Annotated in this window: 15 protein-coding genes; 11 read left to right on the forward strand and 4 right to left on the reverse strand. The window is 60.7% G+C overall.

The genetic code is table 11. From position 1 onward, the window contains the following. Positions 1-1,274 precede the first annotated feature (1,274 nt). The 5 genes from KA712_00615 to KA712_00635 all read left to right on the forward strand — a co-directional run bounded on the left by KA712_00615 (position 1,275) and on the right by KA712_00635 (position 6,666). Complete coding sequence (locus KA712_00615) at positions 1,275-2,303, forward strand: hypothetical protein (protein MCG5051439.1); 1,029 nt, start codon at positions 1,275-1,277, stop codon at positions 2,301-2,303. Next, positions 2,300-2,635: a hypothetical protein gene (locus KA712_00620; protein ID MCG5051440.1), complete on the forward strand. Its 336-nt coding sequence runs from the start codon at positions 2,300-2,302 to the stop codon at positions 2,633-2,635. Before KA712_00615 ends, KA712_00620 begins: the two co-directional genes overlap by 4 nt. Before the next feature lie 221 nt (positions 2,636-2,856). Beyond that, positions 2,857-4,407, forward strand: coding sequence for an ISNCY family transposase (locus KA712_00625; protein ID MCG5051441.1), 1,551 nt, complete (start codon positions 2,857-2,859; stop codon positions 4,405-4,407). Positions 4,408-4,812: 405 nt separating this feature from the next. Beyond that, positions 4,813-5,646: an AraC family transcriptional regulator gene (locus KA712_00630; GenBank protein ID MCG5051442.1), complete on the forward strand. Its 834-nt coding sequence runs from the start codon at positions 4,813-4,815 to the stop codon at positions 5,644-5,646. An 81-nt stretch (positions 5,647-5,727) separates the two neighbouring features. Beyond that, positions 5,728-6,666 carry a phytanoyl-CoA dioxygenase family protein gene (locus KA712_00635; GenBank protein ID MCG5051443.1) on the forward strand — a complete coding sequence of 313 codons (939 nt, stop codon included), beginning with the start codon at positions 5,728-5,730 and terminating at the stop codon, positions 6,664-6,666. Positions 6,667-6,680: 14 nt separating this feature from the next. Here the strand turns inward: KA712_00635 and KA712_00640 are convergent, their stop codons facing one another. Next, complete coding sequence (locus KA712_00640; GenBank protein MCG5051444.1) at positions 6,681-7,496, reverse strand: TIM barrel protein; 816 nt, start codon at positions 7,494-7,496, stop codon at positions 6,681-6,683. A gap of 128 nt (positions 7,497-7,624) precedes the next feature. Between KA712_00640 and KA712_00645 the strand changes: the two genes are divergently transcribed. Next, a complete protein-coding gene (locus KA712_00645; GenBank protein MCG5051445.1) occupies positions 7,625-8,617 on the forward strand; it encodes an L-rhamnose/proton symporter RhaT in 993 nt (330 codons plus the stop codon). A gap of 150 nt (positions 8,618-8,767) precedes the next feature. Here the strand turns inward: KA712_00645 and KA712_00650 are convergent, their stop codons facing one another. Beyond that, positions 8,768-10,228 (reverse strand): hypothetical protein, encoded by a 1,461-nt coding sequence (locus tag KA712_00650; protein ID MCG5051446.1) that lies wholly within the window; start codon positions 10,226-10,228, stop codon positions 8,768-8,770. A gap of 1,611 nt (positions 10,229-11,839) precedes the next feature. On the opposite strand from KA712_00650, the gene KA712_00655 reads away from it, so the two are divergent. Next, positions 11,840-12,295 (forward strand): hypothetical protein, encoded by a 456-nt coding sequence (locus KA712_00655; protein ID MCG5051447.1) that lies wholly within the window; start codon positions 11,840-11,842, stop codon positions 12,293-12,295. Positions 12,296-12,427: 132 nt separating this feature from the next. Here KA712_00655 and KA712_00660 read toward each other — a convergent pair whose 3' ends face one another. Beyond that, positions 12,428-12,865 carry a S46 family peptidase gene (locus tag KA712_00660; GenBank protein MCG5051448.1) on the reverse strand — a complete coding sequence of 146 codons (438 nt, stop codon included), beginning with the start codon at positions 12,863-12,865 and terminating at the stop codon, positions 12,428-12,430. Positions 12,866-13,068: 203 nt separating this feature from the next. Beyond that, the gene (locus KA712_00665; protein ID MCG5051449.1) at positions 13,069-13,605 is read right to left on the reverse strand and encodes a hypothetical protein; all 537 of its coding nucleotides are present in this window, start codon (positions 13,603-13,605) and stop codon (positions 13,069-13,071) included. 188 nt (positions 13,606-13,793) lie between these two features. Here KA712_00665 and KA712_00670 point away from each other — a divergent pair, with 188 nt between their 5' ends. The 4 genes from KA712_00670 (at position 13,794) to KA712_00685 (ending at position 18,595) form a co-directional block, all read left to right on the forward strand. Further along, on the forward strand, positions 13,794-15,521 hold the full coding sequence (locus KA712_00670; GenBank protein ID MCG5051450.1) for a DUF1592 domain-containing protein: 1,728 nt from the start codon (positions 13,794-13,796) through the stop codon (positions 15,519-15,521). Between the two features lie 2 nt (positions 15,522-15,523). Next, positions 15,524-16,798 carry a DUF1552 domain-containing protein gene (locus KA712_00675; protein MCG5051451.1) on the forward strand — a complete coding sequence of 425 codons (1,275 nt, stop codon included), beginning with the start codon at positions 15,524-15,526 and terminating at the stop codon, positions 16,796-16,798. 390 nt (positions 16,799-17,188) lie between these two features. After that, the gene (locus tag KA712_00680; GenBank protein ID MCG5051452.1) at positions 17,189-17,857 is read left to right on the forward strand and encodes a DUF1595 domain-containing protein; all 669 of its coding nucleotides are present in this window, start codon (positions 17,189-17,191) and stop codon (positions 17,855-17,857) included. Between the two features lie 96 nt (positions 17,858-17,953). After that, positions 17,954-18,595 carry a hypothetical protein gene (locus tag KA712_00685; protein MCG5051453.1) on the forward strand — a complete coding sequence of 214 codons (642 nt, stop codon included), beginning with the start codon at positions 17,954-17,956 and terminating at the stop codon, positions 18,593-18,595. Positions 18,596-18,615: the final 20 nt, after the last annotated feature.

Genomic DNA, 18,615 nt, shown 5'->3' on the forward strand with positions numbered 1-18,615 from the left:
GGTGCAAGCCCACTCTCTACAACCGTTACGAGGAACCTATGAAATTTCTAATCGCTGCCGTCCTAACTCTTGCGTTCTCTTCGTTTGCTAGCTCGGAAGAACGTGAACTTGTCACTCAGGTTGCCGGAGATCAATGCGGCGTAATTGCCAGTTATGTCCCGCCCGCTAAGGGTGGTTGCGGAGGTGATACATCCAAAGAAGGTGATATCAAAGTCGGTGGGACCATGAGTGTAGTTGCTGGAAAAAATTACTATGCGCGCTTCACTGTTATTGACAGCAGCGACACGAGCGTTAGCACTTATGACTCAGATCAATATCGAGCAGCAAAGACTGAAACCTGGACAATACCCAGGTACCTGATTTCAGCGTACGATCGGTCTCCGCACAGGGTAAAAATGGAAATCGTTGATGCGGACACAAAGGCAGTTCTTTGCAAAGGCGAGATGGTCGTCACACCGACAGCGCGGTAACCTCGCGTATTCAATCCCCTCGAATAGTAGATGATTGTAGCGGTTCGAGTGTGAGGCGTAGGCTCATGCGGGTAAGGGGCTCAGCGCAAAAAAAAATCTAGGAGCTAAAGGAAGTTCCATGCGGGTGCATATGCGTTGAGCCGGCGCCACCTGGTGCTGGCGGCAACGGGAATCAATGGTTCCATACGTGGGCGTGCGAGTGAGAACGCTAACGGTTTGGTTGGCCGGCGCGCGCAAGCAGCCTTTGCCTACGCCTCACCCAAACCAAGACTGCCAGCCCTACGATCACCGACGCCGCAGGCGGAGCCGCGCCGCTTAATGTGCAACCACCGGACGGCGGCTTGTCCGCGCCGGGCTTCGCGCACACCATCAGCCGCTTGCATGTGGCGCCAGTCGCGCACTCATCGTTAGCGCCGCAAAAGCCCTTGATGTCATCGTAGTCATACTTGGAACGGTCTTCGCCCGGCGCAACCCGACCCGCACAGTTGATGGTCTTCGCACATAGGGCAAGCGGCTGACACGTCAACCCCTCTCTGCAGTCGGCATTGGCCGTACAGATCAATGCTCTACAGTACGGGCCACCGAAGCACGAGTTTGGCTCGCCACCTGCAGGACATTTATCAGGTGGGGGACGAATCACGTCGGCCAAAGCCGCGTCGGAAACCAGAAACAGACACAACACGGGGGTGGCAATGAACAGCCGCTGCAACTTAGTCATGAGGTACTATAGGCGTCGTTGTGATGACACCACAATCCCGAACGTTGCGTGCCGTGCTGCCGCGTGCCTGAAACCCAGAGTGCACCGTGAATCGTCTCAGCGTTGCAAATCTCGCCGGCTACATCGAAGCCACGACGCGTCCTCTTGATCGCGTGCGCCGCCTGCTATTGAGCACGATCGGAGCACCGATGCGCCAGCTGGTGCGCAGCCGCGAGATCCGGGTTGCTGTGTTGGGGGCCTGTGGCATCACCGTAGTCTGGTTTGCCGCCCTTCTTGCGCCGCTTTGGTTGTTGGCTGTCGGACCAATCGTTTGGGGTGTTCCGCATCTCTTGGCTGACGTTCGCTACCTCGTGGTGCAGCCGGGGCTCCATCGACAGCTGCGGTTGATGGCCTGGGCAGCACCTCCGCTTGCATTTGCAGCCCTTGGGGCAGGCGTTTTTGCGGGTCTCGTAACTTGCGCTGCAGTCATTGTGGCAGCCGAGGCATCGTGGAAACGCACGATCCAAGCCGGCCTTGCCCTTACCGCAATCTTCTTTGTTGCCTGGTACATCGGACCTTCACGCGACCTCGCCTTTGCTCACCTTCACAACCTTGTCGCCATAGGATTCTGGTGGTTTTGGCGCCCCCGCGCGCGTCGCCTGCACTACATACCCCTCGCGCTTGTGCTCATTGGAAGCGCGCTGATTCTCGGCGGCGCCCTTGATGGCCTTGTCTGGACCTTAGGCGCGGTGGAGCGATCACCCGCCCCGCAACTCGTGCTTGGCAGTTTCGTCGGTGAGCTATCAGGCGGTTTGCCCGCGCCGTGGAGCATACGACTGGTGTTGTCGTTCGCGTTTTTGCAGTCGGTGCACTACCTCATTTGGCTTCGCATGATTCCTGATGAAGCCCAGCGCCGTGAAACCCCACGAAGCTACCGCCACACCATGAGGACGCTCGCAACTGAGATTGGCCCCATCAGTCTCGCCGTCATCATTGCTTTCGCACTGGGCATAGCACTGTGGGGCGCCGTCGATCTGACGAACGCACGTAGAGGGTACCTGCGTCTGGCCCTATTCCACGGCCATCTTGAGATCGCCGCAGCCACTTGGCTGTGGTTGCGAGGAGGCCTGCGTTGAACTTACGCGCGTGGCTGCTCGCCTTTCTAATAACGCAAACGATTGAGGTGCCCATTTATACGATTGGGTTGCGGCGCAAGGGTTTGAGTACGGCCTCCTTACTGGGTGCAGGCGCTAGCGCCTTTACCCACCCGTTGGTGTGGTTTGTGATTCAGCCGGTGATGCTACCCCGCGTCCACTACATGGCGTTCGTCATAACGGCGGAACTTTTCGCCTGGGTGACAGAAGCGTTGTACCTGCGCATGGCCTCGGTCCCATGGCGCAGAAGCCTCGGGCTTTCCCTTGTTGCGAACTGTATCAGCGTGACCTTGGGCATGGTGCTGATGCCGTAGAGGACGGGGACGTCTCGGGAGGCTAGCGGCGACTTGCAAGGCATCTTGTGGGTAGAGAAAATCCGGGGATCGGGAAGACGAAGTTGTCATAAGGGTTATTATCGGACAAGTGCAATGTAGCGCCCAAGTTCAAATGTCCCCTTCGGCCCAAGTAGAAATGTCCCCTTTGAGCCGCGTTATGCGTCCTCATGGGTGGACTCATGCCGAAGGGATTCGTAACCATGTCCAACCGAGAGATCGATCGAGGCGAGATGATCCGTCGGGTACTCGAGAAGCGTCTGACACAGTCCAAAGCCGCGGGCCTGCTGGGGCTCAGCGTACGCCAAGTAAAGCGCCTTTGCCGGCAGTTCAAAGCGCAAGGGTTGGCTGGGCTTACGTCGCAGCTGCGAGGGCGTCCGAGCAATCGCAAGCTCGCTGCTGAAACGAAGGCAATGGTTGTGGCTCTCGTACGCGAGCGCTACGCGGATTTCGGGCCGAAGCTGGCGCACGAGAAGCTCGTTGAGATCCACGGCATACACGCGAGCCGTGAGACTGTCCGTGGGTGGCTCGCTGAGGCCGGACTGTGGCTCACCCGTGGGGAGCGCAAACGGCGTGTTCATCAGCCCCGGCACCGCCGCCAATGTCTTGGCGAGCTGGTGCAAATTGATGGCTGCGACCATGAGTGGTTCGAGGCGCGCGCTGATCGCTGCACGGCATTGGTCTACGTGGACGATGCGACGGGACGGTTGATGGAACTGCGTTTTGTGGTGAGTGAATCGGCCTTCGACTATTTTGCCGCCACGCAGTCGTATCTAAGTCACTACGGAAAACCGGTGGCGTTTTACAGCGACAAACACAGCATCTTCCGCGTGAACCAGGAAGGCTCGAGCGGCCGTTCCGCCGGTGTTACACAGTTCGGTCGCGCGCTGGGCGATCTCAACATCGAGATCATCTGCGCCAATACGCCGCAGGCCAAAGGCCGTGTCGAGCGCATGAACAAGACCTTGCAGGACCGGCTCGTCAAGGAAATGCGTCTGCGTGAAATAAGCACGATGGCGGACGCAAACGCGTATGCACCGGAGTTCATGGTCGACTACAACCGCCGCTTTGCACATGCGCCGATGAACCCCCATGATGCGCACCGCCCGGTGCAACCAGGCGAAGTCCTTTCGGAGGTTTTCACCTGGCAAGAGGAGCGCACGATGACGCGCAACCTGGTCGTGCATTATCAGCGGCGTACGTACCTGATTGTGCCCAGCCCAGAATCACTCAGCCTCGCCGGACGTCGCGTGCGCCTCTTCGAAGCGGCGGATGGTCAGGTCGAGATCCGCTGCGCCAACCATCTTCTGACCTATACCGTGCTCGACAAGCAACCTCTGGTGGCTCCCGGTGCGATTGTCGAGAACAAGCGGCTTGGCGCCGTGCTCTCAACCATCCGAGCAGGCCAGGAGGAGCGCGACCAGCGTCGATTGGCCTCGAAAAAACTTACGCTTCGACAAAAAACGCACTTACGCGAGTCGCGCGCAGAAACCAATCGTACTGCTGATGTGATCCCATCAGTCCCCAACACTGACCGACTGGCTTCAGCCATTGCGGCCACGCAAGGGTCACCTGAATGCGGGACTGAAATGGCAAACTTCTTCGCCAAGTTCGAGGCCGAACAGAAAGCACGGCGAAAGCGATACAACGACGCCAGTAAGCAGCGCAAACGCGACCGCGAACAATTGGAGATCCAAACCCGAGCCAAGGCGGCCGAGTCTAGTGCGAGGGCCGCTGACGGGGGGCGGCGATGAGCATCAACTCAATGGCAACGGGTCCGCCGGCCTGCGGGCCATTGGGGGCCCGCTGATCGGCCGACTCCGCACCCGCCGCCCCCAAGGTGCTACCATCCCTCAATACCCATAAGGGGACATTCCTACTTTGCAGGAATGGGGACATTTCTACTTGGGCCTAACATCTGACTCGACGCGTTGTCTCCTTTAAACTTCCTATCCACGCTAGACCCAGAGCCCCAGCGCGCCCGGGTGACCTCGTCTGTCTAGACCCAGCTCCCCACTTCTCCCTCGAGCGGCGCCCCGTCTACCCCGGAACCCTCGATCAGGCGAATCTCACACCAGTGCGCTCAGGTTTTGGCGTTTCTCGGGTGCCGGTGACAGGCACCAAACGGGCGGCCGACTTTGCGTTAAGCTGCCGACTGCATGCGGCCCGGCAATCGCTTTCGCTTTCAGTATTCCACCGCCTCACAACTGGGACGGATCACGGAAGCCGGCCTCATTCGCAATAGCCAAGGCCCGCACGAGTGGCGCACCTTGGGTCATTACGCGCTGGTGTATTCGTTGTCGGGCGGCGCCCAGTACCGCGATCGCAATGGCATCCACCAAGACATCGATCCAGGTGACGTGATCCTGCTGTTTCCCGACCTGCCCCATGCCTATGGCCCCAAGCCCGGGCAAACGTGGAGCGAGTTTTATCTCATCTTCGACGGCCCCGTGTTCGATCTTTGGCGGGCCAAGGGCATATTGGATCCCACCGCGCCCAAACATCACGCCCACCCCGTGGACGTTTGGTTGCGGCGGCTTGAGCAGGTGGTGCAGCGCGCCCGCAAGCCCGGCTTGACGCTGCCGCTGCTTGAGGTGTGCCGGCTGCAAGACGTGTTGGCGGAAATTGTCACGGGCGGTGCGGCGGCGGCCCGCGGGCAAGGGCCCTTGCCCGAAATCGCTCGCGCGTGCGCGCTGCTGGCGTCCGACGTAGACCAGTCGGTGGATTTGGCAGACCTGGCGCGAGAAATGGGCATGAGCTACGAAACTTTTCGCAAGAAATTCGTGCAAGTTGTGGGCGTGCCCCCGGCCCGATACCGCAGCGCGCGATTACTGGAACGGGCGTGCGAGCTGATTCGTCATGGCCACATGACTGACAAGGAAATCGCACTTGAGCTGGGATTCTGCGACGAATTTCATTTTTCGCGGCGCTTCAAACAGATCATTGGCGTGCCCCCTCGCAGCTACCGCCGCAAAATGTCGCGAACGGCCTAAGCGCGGATAGCTCGGGGCGCGCGACCAAAACGCACAAGTCTTTGCCCAAGCCCGCCATGCCCCCGCCCGCCCAAGGCGCGCATGCTTGACGGCAGGGGGATCGCCATGAACATGGAGCACGCGCAGCCGATCACATCATTGGGCAAGGCCTTGGACACAAGCCCCGAGCGTTTTGGACCAATGCGCCGATCAGACGACATCGCCGCCGACACCGTGGCGCTTCAGGCGCGCATGAAGCAAGACGGATACCTGCTGCTGAGCAACTTGTTGGATCGCAACGAAGTGTTGGCCGCGCGCGGTCCGATCGTGCAAGCGCTGGCCGACGAAGCGCAGCTTGAACCCGGCACCAACATCGACGAGGCCGTGGCCCGGCGTGGTACGGACCTTTACTTTCGCCCCGATATGGCGGCGCAAAACGCGGCGCTCAAGCATCTGCTCTACAACCCAGAAGGCCGCATGATGCGCTTTTTTGAGGGCTTCTTGGGCGGGCAAGTTCGGCATTTTGATTTTACATGGTTGCGCTGCGTGGCCCCGGGAAAAGGCACGCCCCCCCATTGCGACATTGTGTACATGGGCCGCGGCACGCACAGGCTTTACACCGCGTGGACGCCGCTCGGCGATGTGGATCTCGACATGGGCGGTGTGATGGTGCTTGAAGGCTCGCATTTGAACGAGCGGTTGCGCAATGGCTACGGCCAACGCGACGTGGATACCTATTGCAGCAACAAACCCGACGACGATTCGCGCTCAGCGCGCGGGCTTAACGGATGGCTCTCTGACGATCCGGTGAACCTGCAACGCGGGTTCAAGGGCCGCTGGCTCACAAGCCCATTCGCGACCGGTGACGTGCTGATCTTCGATATGTTTCTCGTGCATGGGGGCCTCGACAACCGAAGCCAAAGCTTTCGATTGTCATCCGACAGCCGCTATCAGCTGGCTTGCCAGCCCGTGGACGAACGTTGGGTAGGTGCCGATCCCCCCGGACATGGGCCCGCCAGCAAACGCGGGAAGATCTGCTGATGTTGCAGGCGCGATCAGGCGCCGCACGCGTCAGCAAAACGCTGGCGCTGGCGCTGCATCTGCCACACGGCCACGTCCCACATGTTCACGATCGGCGCTTGTGTGTAGGGCATGAGCATCTCATAAGGTGGCGGTCCAAACTCGGGCGTCAGCGTGGAGGTCGTGGCCCCACGTGCGGCTTGCCGCTGCCAAATTCGCGACCACCAATTTTCGTGGGCCTGAACGTGGGCCTGCCACTGCGGGGCGCGCGGATCGTACACCTGCGGCCCCTGCTCATGCCCCACGCGCGCGTGAATGTGCACGGCGTGCTCAATTGCCAAATCGAACGCCGCCTTCTGATCAAACGGCAACCGCTCACACACATTCACCCAATGGCTGAAGTCTGCCGTGATCTTCAGATCGGCAAACGCGCGCAACATGGCCAGCGTGTCGCGCGGGTTAAACAACACGCGCCCGCGGTGGGTTTCGTGGGCCACCAGCAATCCCAGGTCGCGTTCAATCGCCAAAGCTTCACGAAAAAACGCCTTGGCTTCTTCGGCCTCCCAACAGTCAACGCCGCTGTGGGCGTTCACGAAGCGCGGACGCACCTGCGCCGCCACCTCCATCTGCGCGCGAAACGACCGCACGTGGTCTTGCACGCTGCCGCCCGGTTCGGGAAAACATGTGACCACTTGAAACACACAGTCGAGGCCATACTCAAGGCAAAGCTCACGGTAAACGTGCGCTTCCATGCCCGCAGGCAGCATGCCCTCCACGCCGTCGTAACCGGCGCCTTTGATCCGCGTCAGCAGCGAGGGCGTCACCGCATCCAAACCCCACAAATGCCTCATGACTTGCAATTTCATACAGCTGCCATGATGGGCGCCGCGGCTTGCGAAGGCCATGTGCCCGCTGGTGGGCGGCATGGACAATCTGGTCAAATGCGAAAGCGGCCATCGAGGCCAAGAAGTGGCACAGCATGAGCGCTTTGTTTGCGGTGTTGTTTCACGGCATTGGCGGCCTGGCCGCCGGCAGTTTCTACGTGCCTTTTCGTCGCGTACGCGGGTGGTCGTGGGAAAGCTATTGGCTGGTCAATGGCGTGTTCGCGTGGCTGTTGATGCCGTGGCTGGTGGTGCTGGCCATGGTGCCGCATTGGGAGCGGCTTATGCAATCGGCGTCCGAGAATGTAATCCTCTCCTGCTTTGGCTTTGGCTTGTTGTGGGGCATTGGCGGCCTGACCTTCGGCATGACCATGCGCTACCTAGGCGTGTCTTTGGGCATGGCGGTGGCCTTGGGCTTCTGTGCGGCCTTCGGCACCTTGGTGCCCATGCTGCAGCAAGGGCAGTTGGGATTTCTGGTCACGCAAGCTTCGGGCTTGGCCACGTTGGGCGGGGTGGCCTTGTGTGTGGTTGGCATCGCGTTGTGCGGACAAGCCGGCATGCTGAAAGAGCGCGAGCTATCGCCCTCACAACAGCGGGCCACGGTGGCCGAGTTTCATTTGGGGCGCGGCTTGCTGGTGGCGGTGGTGTCGGGGCTACTGAGCGCGTGTTTCGCCTTCGGCCTAGCGGCTGGCAAACCGCTGGCGTCCTTGGCGCTGGCCGAAGGAACGCCAAATTTGTGGCAGAACAGCGTCGCGTTCGTGTTCATCATGGGCGGAGGCTTCACCACGAACTTGCTGTGGTGCACGTTCTTGCATGCGCGCAACCGCAGCAGCGGCGATTACGTTGACACCCAAAAGCCGCTGGCGAACAACTACCTATTTTCGGGAATGGCAGGGGTTATTTGGTACAGCCAATTCATGTTCTATGGATTTGGCTCCACCTACTTGGGCACCTACGACTTCGCCGGCTGGACGCTGCACATGGCGTTCATCATCGTATTCTCCACCCTGTGGGGCTTGCAACTTGGCGAGTGGCAGGGATGTGGTCGCCCGGCAGCCAGCTTAGGGCGCAAGGCGGCTTACGTTAGTTGACAGAACATATTTTATCGGGCTTTCTGACTCGACGCGTTGTCTCCTTTAAACTTCCTATCCACTTTACCTGCGGCAATGGCCTCCGTAGAGGCCAAGGCTACAAGCAAAACTGCGACGATGTTTGAGCGCACCCGCTCAAACTAACATTCGCTAGGGCACGGTGCACATCGACAAGTTGAACTTGTTCGGTGTGGCGCCGGTGAGGTTTCCGCAAGCCGAGATTCCGCCTTGTGGATCGCCCGCTTGGCAGGTGTTGATATTTGGGTAGTTGCGGCTAACCGTTCCTGAGGTGCTTCCGCAGTTGACGGTCTGGGTCTTGATGGCAGCGTCTTGCAAAGTGTTGCCCACCGCGTTCAAGGTCTGACCCTTGTTGTCGGTGATGGCCATTTGTACGCCTGCGCCCTTGTTGGTGAGACCGGAGCCTTGGGCAGCTTGCAGAACGTTGCCGCCTGCAGAGCCCGATGTACCTAGGTCGATGGTTGAGAGGTCATAAACCGTATAGGTCCAGTTCGCTGGAGTGCCGCCAGCATTGGCGATCGTTGCCGTTGGTCCGTTTTCAACATACACGCCTGAACGAGCGCTGCCGAGAATGACGCTGTTGCGAATCTTCACGTTCGCTCCAGCCATCAAACCAACACCGTTCGCCGTGCCTGAGTTCTGGTCCCACACCGCGATGCCGTCGAACGAGTTTGCAGGTGACGCGGTGCCGAGCCCATTCAAAGTAACGTTGCTGCAGTTTCCTTGTACGGCGATAGCTGCGGGCAGAGGCGCCAAGGCTTGGTTTGCGCTGTATTGAGTGGCAACAGAAACACAAGGTAGGACGTAAATGCCAGCGGTTGTATTCCCCTTGATAACAAAGGTCCCAAGAGAGCCTCCATTAACCAGTGGCCATGAAGCTACGCCGGTTGCAGTAACCTGGCCACGATCCGTTACCACGATTCCGTAAGTGTTGTTCGACAACGATATGGCGTCAGGTCCGGGCCCAGCGTTCAATGTGATTTTTCCGTTGTGCAAAACGTGGATGGCACCGTTGCCGCCTGCGCCTGAGACACTCAGCCCACCTTGAACTGTCAACACACCCGAAGGCGTGTTTGCAACAGCCCCGTTTTTCTCCAAAAGAATCGATGTGTATCGCGTGTTCCGGATCGTGAGGTGGTCGATGACCGTTGTGTCGTCCGAGCCTTGGAAGGCGCGGATTGCATAGCTAGCTTTCGCGGCGTCGGTGGAAATATCCGCCGATTCAATGATCATCTGCGACACCCTTGAGTTTGGCGCAGCCATCGCGAAAGCGAAATTGCCTGCAGGCACCTTTATGGTTGGAACGTCCGTGCCGGCACCGCGGATGATGCGGTTCGCTGGCACAATGCGGACGCTGGCCCCGTTCATCAGCGTTTGCGCGATGCCTATGGGGAAAACTTCATTTGCGGTGGCCACAACGTTTCCTGTTGCTTTTACGTTGATCGTGGCGGTTTGGTTGCTGGCTGCCAATTGCAGCAAGGCGTACGTGATGGTCTTCCATGAGCATGTGCTGTTGCCTGTCACTCCGGCCGTGTCGGAGCCGTTTAGTGGATCAACGTAGTAGTTGCCGTCTGTAACAGTGGTGCACAGCACGCATTGGTTGTTGGTACAGATCTGACCGAACTGGCAATCCGATGCCGCGCAGCAGTTACCAGTGACACAGCTGTTGCCACCGCCGTTGGCCGCGCAACAGTAGTTTGCCGTGGGGTTCGCGCTGCATGTGGCGTTTGGTTGGCCGCAAGTAGCAGAGACACATTGGCCCTGTTTCGCGCCAGCGGCGACGTTACAGATGGTTGCTGCCCCGTAAACCGCATCACCTTGGCAAACGCTATTTGAAGCGCACGCCGTACATTTGTTGTTGGTGCACACTTTTCCTTGGTTTGCGCCAATGCAGTCGCTAGAGGTGCGGCAATCGCCAGGAACGCATGCGCCCTGTGAACAGACACTCGTGGCATTGTACTGGTTGGTGCAAGCGGCGTCTCCAGGTGCGTCCTCTGTACAAGCAGCGCAGGCGCTTTGTGCATTGCAAAGCTTTCCTACGTCGTTGCCCAAACAACCTTGCGCCGTTCGGCAACCAGGCTTGCAAGCTCCAGAAAGACAGACGTTTCCGTCGCCGTACTTGGTTGCACAGGCTGCATCATCTGTCACGTCCGTACAAGCGGCACACGAAAGAGATTTGCACAGCTGACCATTGCTGCACGTCGCATCCGTGCGACAACCAGCTTGGCAGGTTCCTGCTTTGCAAATGTCACCTGCGGTGTAGCGGGCCGAGCACGCAGCGTCGTCTGCATCGGTGCTGGCACAAGCGGCGCAAACGAGGTTTTGGCAAAGCTGGCCGTTAGTGCATGCAGCATTCGTGCGGCAGCCTATTTGGCATTTGCCTGCTGTGCAGATGTTTCCTGCGCCAAGAGCAGCCGCGCACTTGGCATCGTCGTCTACGTCGGTGCAAGCGGAGCAGACGTTGGAAACACAAAGTTGGCCATTGCTGCATTCGCTATCGGCTCGGCAGTTTGCAACCACGCAGCTGCCGCTGATGCACAAGTTGTTGTTTCCGTAACGAGCTTGGCAACGTGTGTCTGCCGTGTTGCCGCCACACGCTGCGCAGGCGCCATTTTCGCAAACGGTGCCGCCGCCGCATTGTGCGTCCGTTGCGCAAGTCCCTTGCGAACAAGCTCCCGCTGAACAGACGCTGGTTGCGCCATAGCGTGCAATACACAAAGCGTTGTCGCCTGAGGTGCAGGCCGCACAAACATTGGAAGCGTTGCAGATCTGCCCACCGGAACAGGTGGCTTGAGAACGACATCCATCTTTGCAAACACCTGCGTTGCAGATGGCTGCAGAACCGTATCGCGTGGCGCAGTCGCCGTCGTCGGCGGGGCCGGCACAGGCTGTACATTGGTTAGATTTACAAAGTTGGCCCGATTGACAATCGCCATCGGCGCGGCAATTGGCCGTTTGGCAAGCGCCAGCGATACAAAGCTTTCCCGCGCCGCAGGCTACGTCGCTGGTGCAAGCCGCGCACTTGTTGTTTGTGCACACTTGTCCGTTGCTACATTCGCTGGTGTTGCGGCATGTGGCATCAACACAGGCGCCGGCGATGCAGAGTGAACCCGCACCGTAACTGGCCTTGCATGTCGCATCGTCCGTGATGTCTGCACAAACGACACAGACTTTGCTGCGACACAGTCCATTCTTTCCGCTGACTTGGCAGGCACTGTTTTCAGCGCTGCAAGCCCCGGCCGTATCCGCACCCGCATCGGCCATCATGCCAGCGATTCCGCCCATGCCAGCGACGCCGCCCATGCCGCCCATGACGGGTGCATCGGGACCACCATCTACGCCCGGTTGTCCGCCCATCATCATCATTGCGGCCCCGCCCGTGCCACCCAAAGGCATCGCATTGCCCCCGGCGCCAACACTGGTGCCACCCGAACCGGCCCCGCCGCCTACCATATTCGTGCCACCCGTCCCAGCGCCGGCGTCAATCTCGTCGCCGATCCCTCCGCCCTTCTTGGTCGATCCCCCGCAGCTTGCAGCCAGGAAGGCGGCAAACAGGATGAAGGCTGCTTTTTGCAGCGGAACTCCACTAGGAAGGCAGAGACTTGGGCACTGGTCGGATACGGCGTTCATGCGCATGGTTTGTCCTTGAGAAAATCCTGACGCGTCAATTCGGTGGCTCCTCGGTCCTTCTTGAGCCCGGCAGCCAGCTTAGGGCGCAAGGCGGCTTACGTTAGTTGACAGAACATATTTTATCGGGCTTTCTGACTCGACGCGTTGTCTCCTTTAAACTTCCTATCCACCCGCCTTGAGGGCGTCATGATAGCGCTCGCCATCTAAGCCCTGCGTGGCTTTGACAATGGAGTCGGTGACGTCGGTTATCTCTTGCAGCTGGTGCACCTCCATATCGGGGCAGCGGCGTTCATCCGTTTGCGCTTTCGCAACGAAGCCTTGCGCTGCCAAATCACGCTCTTTCGTAGATAGAGCTTGGATGCAGGTGCGCGCACAGTGGTGGTTCGTGGCCACCAGGCCTTCGCCGCTGACGAAGCTGCCGGAACAGCCACCCGCCAACCGCACCGAGGCATGCATCACCCGCGACAGCCACGCGTCATCAGGCAAAAAATCATAGGCCGCTTTCACCTTGGCCTTGGGGAAGTTGTCGAACGTCCACATGCCTTCGTCAGCGCGCGCCAACGGGGCCCCCGAAAGGATGAAAGGGACCAAACACCACATGGCAGGGCGAAACATGCGCCGCATTGTAGCGGCTTTACCCAAAGGGCGCCTTACACCCGGTCTGGGCCGTTATAGGACGCAACACATGTCATTCGTCAAGCTGGCGCAATCCGCCGATGAGGTGCGACTTTGCTTCGCCGTCATGAAGCAACTGCGCGCGGCGTGGCGGGCTTTCGTATCTTCTATTTCGCGAGCAATGCGCATTAGGGGCGGGCGCGAAGCGGTCCGTGGGCTGCGCATAAGGGACACTTAGGCTTGAGGGCGTCGCTGGCTTGTGCCACGACGCCGCAATCAATACAATCGACGCTGATTCCGTGAAATCCAGGGTCATGCATTTCGGTGCTGGTGCGAGCCTTGCCCGCGCGCTGACCGTCGTGCATGACTTCGACGGGTAACAACGCCACATAGCGCACTTCCTCATCATGGCAGCTGGGGCATGCGGTGGGCACGGGCCAACCGTTGCAGGTGCTCAGCACTTTCGGCAATGCGCCGGCTGCGTTGCACCGAGGGCAGACCTCGCTTTTGAACACAACCTTCTTACAGTCACCGCAGCTGACCTCAAAGACGCCATCAACGAATTTCTCTCCATCGTATATCCACGTGATGGCACCCACAGGCTCGCCCGCCATCAGCGGCAGGCGGCCATCAACTAAGGCGCGGAACAAGAACCGGCTGGATTTGCACGCCGTGCAGCCTTGGGTCACCAGTTCGCTTAGGCCGGCTTCTGTCAGTGCGCCCACGCTTAGAACCGTACCTATAAGGCGCAGGGGTGTCGACTGTGCGAACGCAAACGTCAGCGTCTCAGGTCGGGAGCCAGGCCTAAATACGGGAAGATTTCGTTCGAGATTGACCCGGAAAGTTGGGTTCGCGCGACCCTACGAAGATGACGTGCCAGTTTTCAGTCCATTCGCGGTTTATGGGCATGGGCGTGTTTCCAATAGCCTTTGTGACCCTGGGGCTCCCCTGGAGCGTCTCGTGCACGGGCAACATTGGAACAGGCGGCCAAGACAACCAGCAAAGTGACAATGCGCCGGGTCAAGGTTCTGAGCCAACGCCTGGCACCCCTGGCACCCCGCCCCCCGGGGACGACAGGCCGGATCCGCTAGGGTCGTCGCCCCTCGACTGGGGCCAGGGCTGCCGCGTGCCGGCGGCGCGGATCTGGCGGCTCTCCCCGCAAGAGGCCTTCGAGACGGTCTCGGCGCTGGTTCCCGGTGGTCTCAAAGGGACGCCCGCCCCGACGCTTCGGCTGCGCCTGCCGGGGACATCGAGCAGCGACGCCCGGCAGGCAGGCGTCGCCGTGAACGCCGTCGAGGAACTGCTGGATCAAGCGGCCAAGATCGCCGACGAGATCTACGCGAGACGATCGGAGCTGCTGGAGTGTCCAAGCGGCACCCCGGAGCTGGGGTGTCTCAAGCAGCTCGCCGTTGCGCGCTTGGCACCGCGTTTGTTCCGGCGCGCCTTGACCGCCGAGGAGACATCGGCCTACGAGCAGTACGCGACCGCCGAGTACGACCGCGCCGGGGCCGCTTCGGCCTTGCGGCAGGTCCTCACCGTGATCCTGACGTCTCCACAGGCGCTCTTCCGCTGGGAGCAAGGTGATCCTCGTGACACCAAGGCGGTCGTCCCGTTGACGCCGTCCGAACGCGCGTCGGCCCTGTCGTTCTTCATCTCGGGCGCACCGCCGGACAGCGAGCTGCGTGCCGCTGCGGAGTCGGGCGCCCTCGGGGCGCCGGCGGAGGTCGAGAAGCAGGCGCGTCGCCTGCTGGCGACACCCGACGGCGCCCGCGGCATCATTCGCTTCTTTGAGGAATACGCGAACTTCGACCTCGTTCCCCAACAGGCCAAGAACTCCACGCAATTCCCGCGCTTCTCGAAGGCGATGGCCGCAGACATGGCCAGCGAGGGACGCATGCTGTTCTCCCATGTGCTGTGGGAGGGGGACGCCCGGCTGCACACGTTGCTCACGGCCGATCACTCCGTCGTCTCACCCGCTCTCGCCGGGCTCTACGGGATCCCGTCGGGCGGCTCGGGGTTCCAGCGGGTGGCGCTGCCGCCCGCACAGCGCCGCGGCTTCCTGACCCTGGCGGGGCCGATGGCCGTCCTGGCCACGGACACCGAGACGGACATCGTGCACCGAGGACTCTATTTGCGCGACGTCATCCTCTGCGAGCCGTTGCCACCGCCGCCGGTTGGGGTCGACATATTTCCGCCGCCGCCCGACCCGCGCTTGACCCACCGCGAGCGCATGAACGCCCACTCCGCAAGCCCGACCTGCCGAGCCTGCCACAACCTGATCGACCCGATGGGTTTCCTCTTCGAGAACTACGACGCCATCGGAGCCTACCGGACCGCCGACGGCGCCCGGCCGGTGGACTCGCAAGGGGAGGTCGTCACCGACGGCGGCCGGGTCCCGGTCGGCAGCGCGCTGGAGCTCTCTTCCCTGTTGGCCGGATCCCCGCGCGTGGGTCAGTGTTTCGTCCAGCATTTGTACCGCTACGCGCGTGGGGAGCCGGCGGCCGGCGACGATGCCTGCGAGCTCAAACGCCTGAACGCCGCGTTCGTCGCCTCGGGAGGCAACATCCGCGAGCTGGTTGTTCAGGTCGCGGTGGGCGAGCACTTCCTTTTCCGCAGCAACGCTTCCAACCAGGAGAAGTAACCATGACACGGCACACAAGACGCGACTTCGTGCGCATGATGGGGCTCGGCGCCGGCGCGAGCTTCCTCGTTCCGATGCTGAACAAGCTCGTCGGCGAGGGCACGGCGCAGGCGCAGCCCCGCCGCAGGGTGATCTTCTTCGTCGACAGCTGCGGCCTGCTCCCCGCACTCTATGCCCCGAAGAGTGGCTTCGAGCTGGGCGGGATCCTCGCGCCGCTTGCTCCGTACCGCGACGAGGTCCTCATCCTCGACAAGTTCCACATGCACCGTGAGGACAACCACGGCAGCGGCTACGCGACGCTCACCGGTGTCGCGGGAAAGCCAGGCGGGGCCTCGATGGACCGCGTGCTGGCCCGCTCTTTGGGCAAGACGGATCCCGTCTCCTCGACCGCTTTCGGCACACTCGGCGGCGAGAACAAGCAGGTGGTCTGTGTCAGCGCCGACGGTCCGAACCAACCGTTCCCGGCCGAGTGGAGCCCGAACAAGATATACCAGACGCTGTTCGCCGGTCGGACCGGGACGGCGGCGCAGCCCGATCTCGGCCAGCAGCTGCTCAGTTCCAAGCGCAGCGCCCTCGACTTCCTGGTGCAGGACGTGCAGCGTGCCTCAAGTCGGCTCGCCGGCCCCGAGCGAGCGAAGCTGGACCAGTACCTGGAGTCGCTGCGGGAGATAGAGCGTCGCCTGGCGGCCAGCGGCTCGCTGAAGTGTGACACCGTCAAGGCCCCGGCAAAGCCCGAGAGCGCCTACCGCCAGCGCAACGATGAGTTCCCGAGCGAGGCTGTTCCGCCGCTGCTCGATCTTACTTTCGCGGCGCACCTGTGCTCCCTCACCCACGTCTCGCTCATCTCCATCGAAGGGTACAACGGGGCCGGTTCGGGATATGGGTTCCTGGGAATCAAGGGGTCCATCCATCACCAGATGCACCACTTTTCGATGATGCCCGAGCTCACCAAGGCTTACACCCAGCACGCAGCCTGGCTTGCCAGTCTGGTGGGCAAGTTCAAGGCGACGGCCGAGGGCGGCGGAACGATGGCGGACAACACCGTCTTCGTTTGGGTCAACGCGGCCGGCGGGATTCATCACGAGGGCACCCAAACGCACCCCGCCATCTTGATCGGGGGAAAGGGGTACTTTCGCGGCGGCCGCTACCTGCAATATCCGGACAAAAAGCACGCGCTGAGCGACGTTCTGATCTCGGTTGCCAACTTCGCTGGACTGCCGATCGAGAAGTTCGGGGACATCTCGACGGGGCCACTGCCCGATCTGCGCGTCTCGTAACCAGGCCAGGGATTAGCGCACGTCGAGCGGCCAGCCCTATGCTTTCGCTTGCCCTGTCAAATGCTTCCCTGGGCCATCTCCCCAGCGTCTCAAGAACTGGTTCGAGATTGACCCGGAAAGTTGGGCTCCCGCGACCCAACGAAGATGACGCGCCAGTTTTCAGTCCGTTCGCGGTTTATGGGCAAGGGTGTGTTTCCAATAGCCTTTGTGGCCCTGGGGCTCCCCTGGAGCACCTCGTGCACAGGCAACATTGGAACAAACGGCCAAGACGACCAGCAAAGTGACAGCGCACCTGGTCAAGGTTCTGAGCCCACGCCTGGCCTACCTGGCGCCCCTGGCACCCCTGACACCCCTGGTGCTTGCGCCGCGATCCCCAAACGTCTGTGGAAGTTGACGCCCGACCAGTACGCCGCGACGATCACGGCGCTCGTTCCGGAGGCGCCCGCGCAACTAGGAGCGGCCCTTGAATTAACCTTGGCACGGGCCTCTGGTTTCGCGACCGAAGCCGCACGGCTGGAAATCAGCCCCCCCCATGCTGAGGCGCTGCTCAGCTCCGCGGATGCCCTTGTGGCAACGGCCGTCCGCAACCCCGGGAAGCTCCACACTTGCCTGGCAACAGCTGCTAGCCGCGCAGAGCCAGGATGCATCCGGTCGTTTGTTGAAACGTTTGGAAAGAAGGCCTTTCGTAGGCCGCTTGGTCAAGACGAAGTCAGCGACTATGTTGCCTTCTTCGAGACCGAAGCCAACAAAGGAAGTGCGGACCTTGCCCTCGATCAGTTGTTGCATGCGTTCTTGCTGTCACCCAACTTTCTCTTTCGCACAGAGCTGGGGTCACCAAGCGGCGCAGAAGCAGGGCGCATAACTTCTTACGAGCGCGCCTCGGCGCTGTCTTACCTCCTCTTGGATGGTCCCCCCGACGATGAACTGATGCAGGCGGCTGGCAACGATGAGCTGGATTCCGCCGCACAGCTCGAAGCGCATGTGCGCCGCCTCATAAAGACACCCGAAGCGGCACGTGGCCTCAGGAAGTTTTTCTCTTTGGCCCGGCAGCCAGCTTAGGGCGCAAGGCGGCTTACGTTAGTTGACAGAACATATTTTATCGGGCTTTCTGACTCGACGCGTTGTCTCCTTTAAACTTCCTATCCACATGCAGACGTGGCAAATCTGGCCCGGTTTCCCCGTCTTGAGCGCGTGTGGTTCGAGCGCATGCCGGTCACGATGAGCGGCTACGCGAAGCTTGCGAAACTGACGGGGCTCAAAGCATACCGGACACACTACGCAAGCCGCTATTGGGACGACAATGGCATCAGCAACGGGCCCGTCGTCACAGGAGACTTTCAGCGCTCCGCCAACGACATGTCCAAGCTCGAAGTGCTCGAGTTCAAGCACCTGTTTGGCACCGATGGCACCGCCATTGATGAATTGCCAGCCTTCCCGAACCTCTGGAAGCTGATAGTCGACAACGAAAGTGCTCACGCCGAGGCTTCCGCATTCATCGCAAAGCAAACAAACCTCCGTTGGCTTGAAATTCATCGTACAAAAATGACCCCCGAGCAGATTCGCACGGCGCTGCGTCCCCTCAAAAAGCTAGAGCGGTTACACCTCAAATGCGAGGGGGGCAACGCTCAGGCGGGCATCGACGTACTCAACAAACTAGACCACCCCAACCTTGAGTACATCTGGATCTTCAGCTGTTCGAACGGTGGCCCGAACGTCGCCGGGGTGAAGAAGGACTTCAACGACCCAAGCAGCGGCGGAGGTTCTGGCGCGTTTGTTTGGGACGATTGCCCGCTGTAGGCCGAGCACCCTGCACCCCC

Source organism: Myxococcales bacterium (assembly GCA_022184915.1).
In the GTDB taxonomy this organism is placed as follows: domain Bacteria; phylum Myxococcota_A; class Polyangia; order Fen-1088; family Fen-1088; genus JAGTJU01.

What these genes read in the sequence shown, in the direction of transcription:
- KA712_00625 (MCG5051441.1), top strand. Translation starts at nt 2,857, where the DNA reads ATGTCCAACCGAGAGATCGATCGAGGCGAGATGATCCGTCGGGTACTC.
- KA712_00630 (MCG5051442.1), top strand. Translation starts at nt 4,813, where the DNA reads ATGCGGCCCGGCAATCGCTTTCGCTTTCAGTATTCCACCGCCTCACAA.
- KA712_00635 (MCG5051443.1), top strand. Translation starts at nt 5,728, where the DNA reads ATGCTTGACGGCAGGGGGATCGCCATGAACATGGAGCACGCGCAGCCG.
- KA712_00640 (MCG5051444.1), bottom strand. Translation starts at nt 7,496, where the DNA reads ATGAGGCATTTGTGGGGTTTGGATGCGGTGACGCCCTCGCTGCTGACG.
- KA712_00645 (MCG5051445.1), top strand. Translation starts at nt 7,625, where the DNA reads ATGAGCGCTTTGTTTGCGGTGTTGTTTCACGGCATTGGCGGCCTGGCC.
- KA712_00660 (MCG5051448.1), bottom strand. Translation starts at nt 12,865, where the DNA reads ATGTGGTGTTTGGTCCCTTTCATCCTTTCGGGGGCCCCGTTGGCGCGC.
- KA712_00675 (MCG5051451.1), top strand. Translation starts at nt 15,524, where the DNA reads ATGACACGGCACACAAGACGCGACTTCGTGCGCATGATGGGGCTCGGC.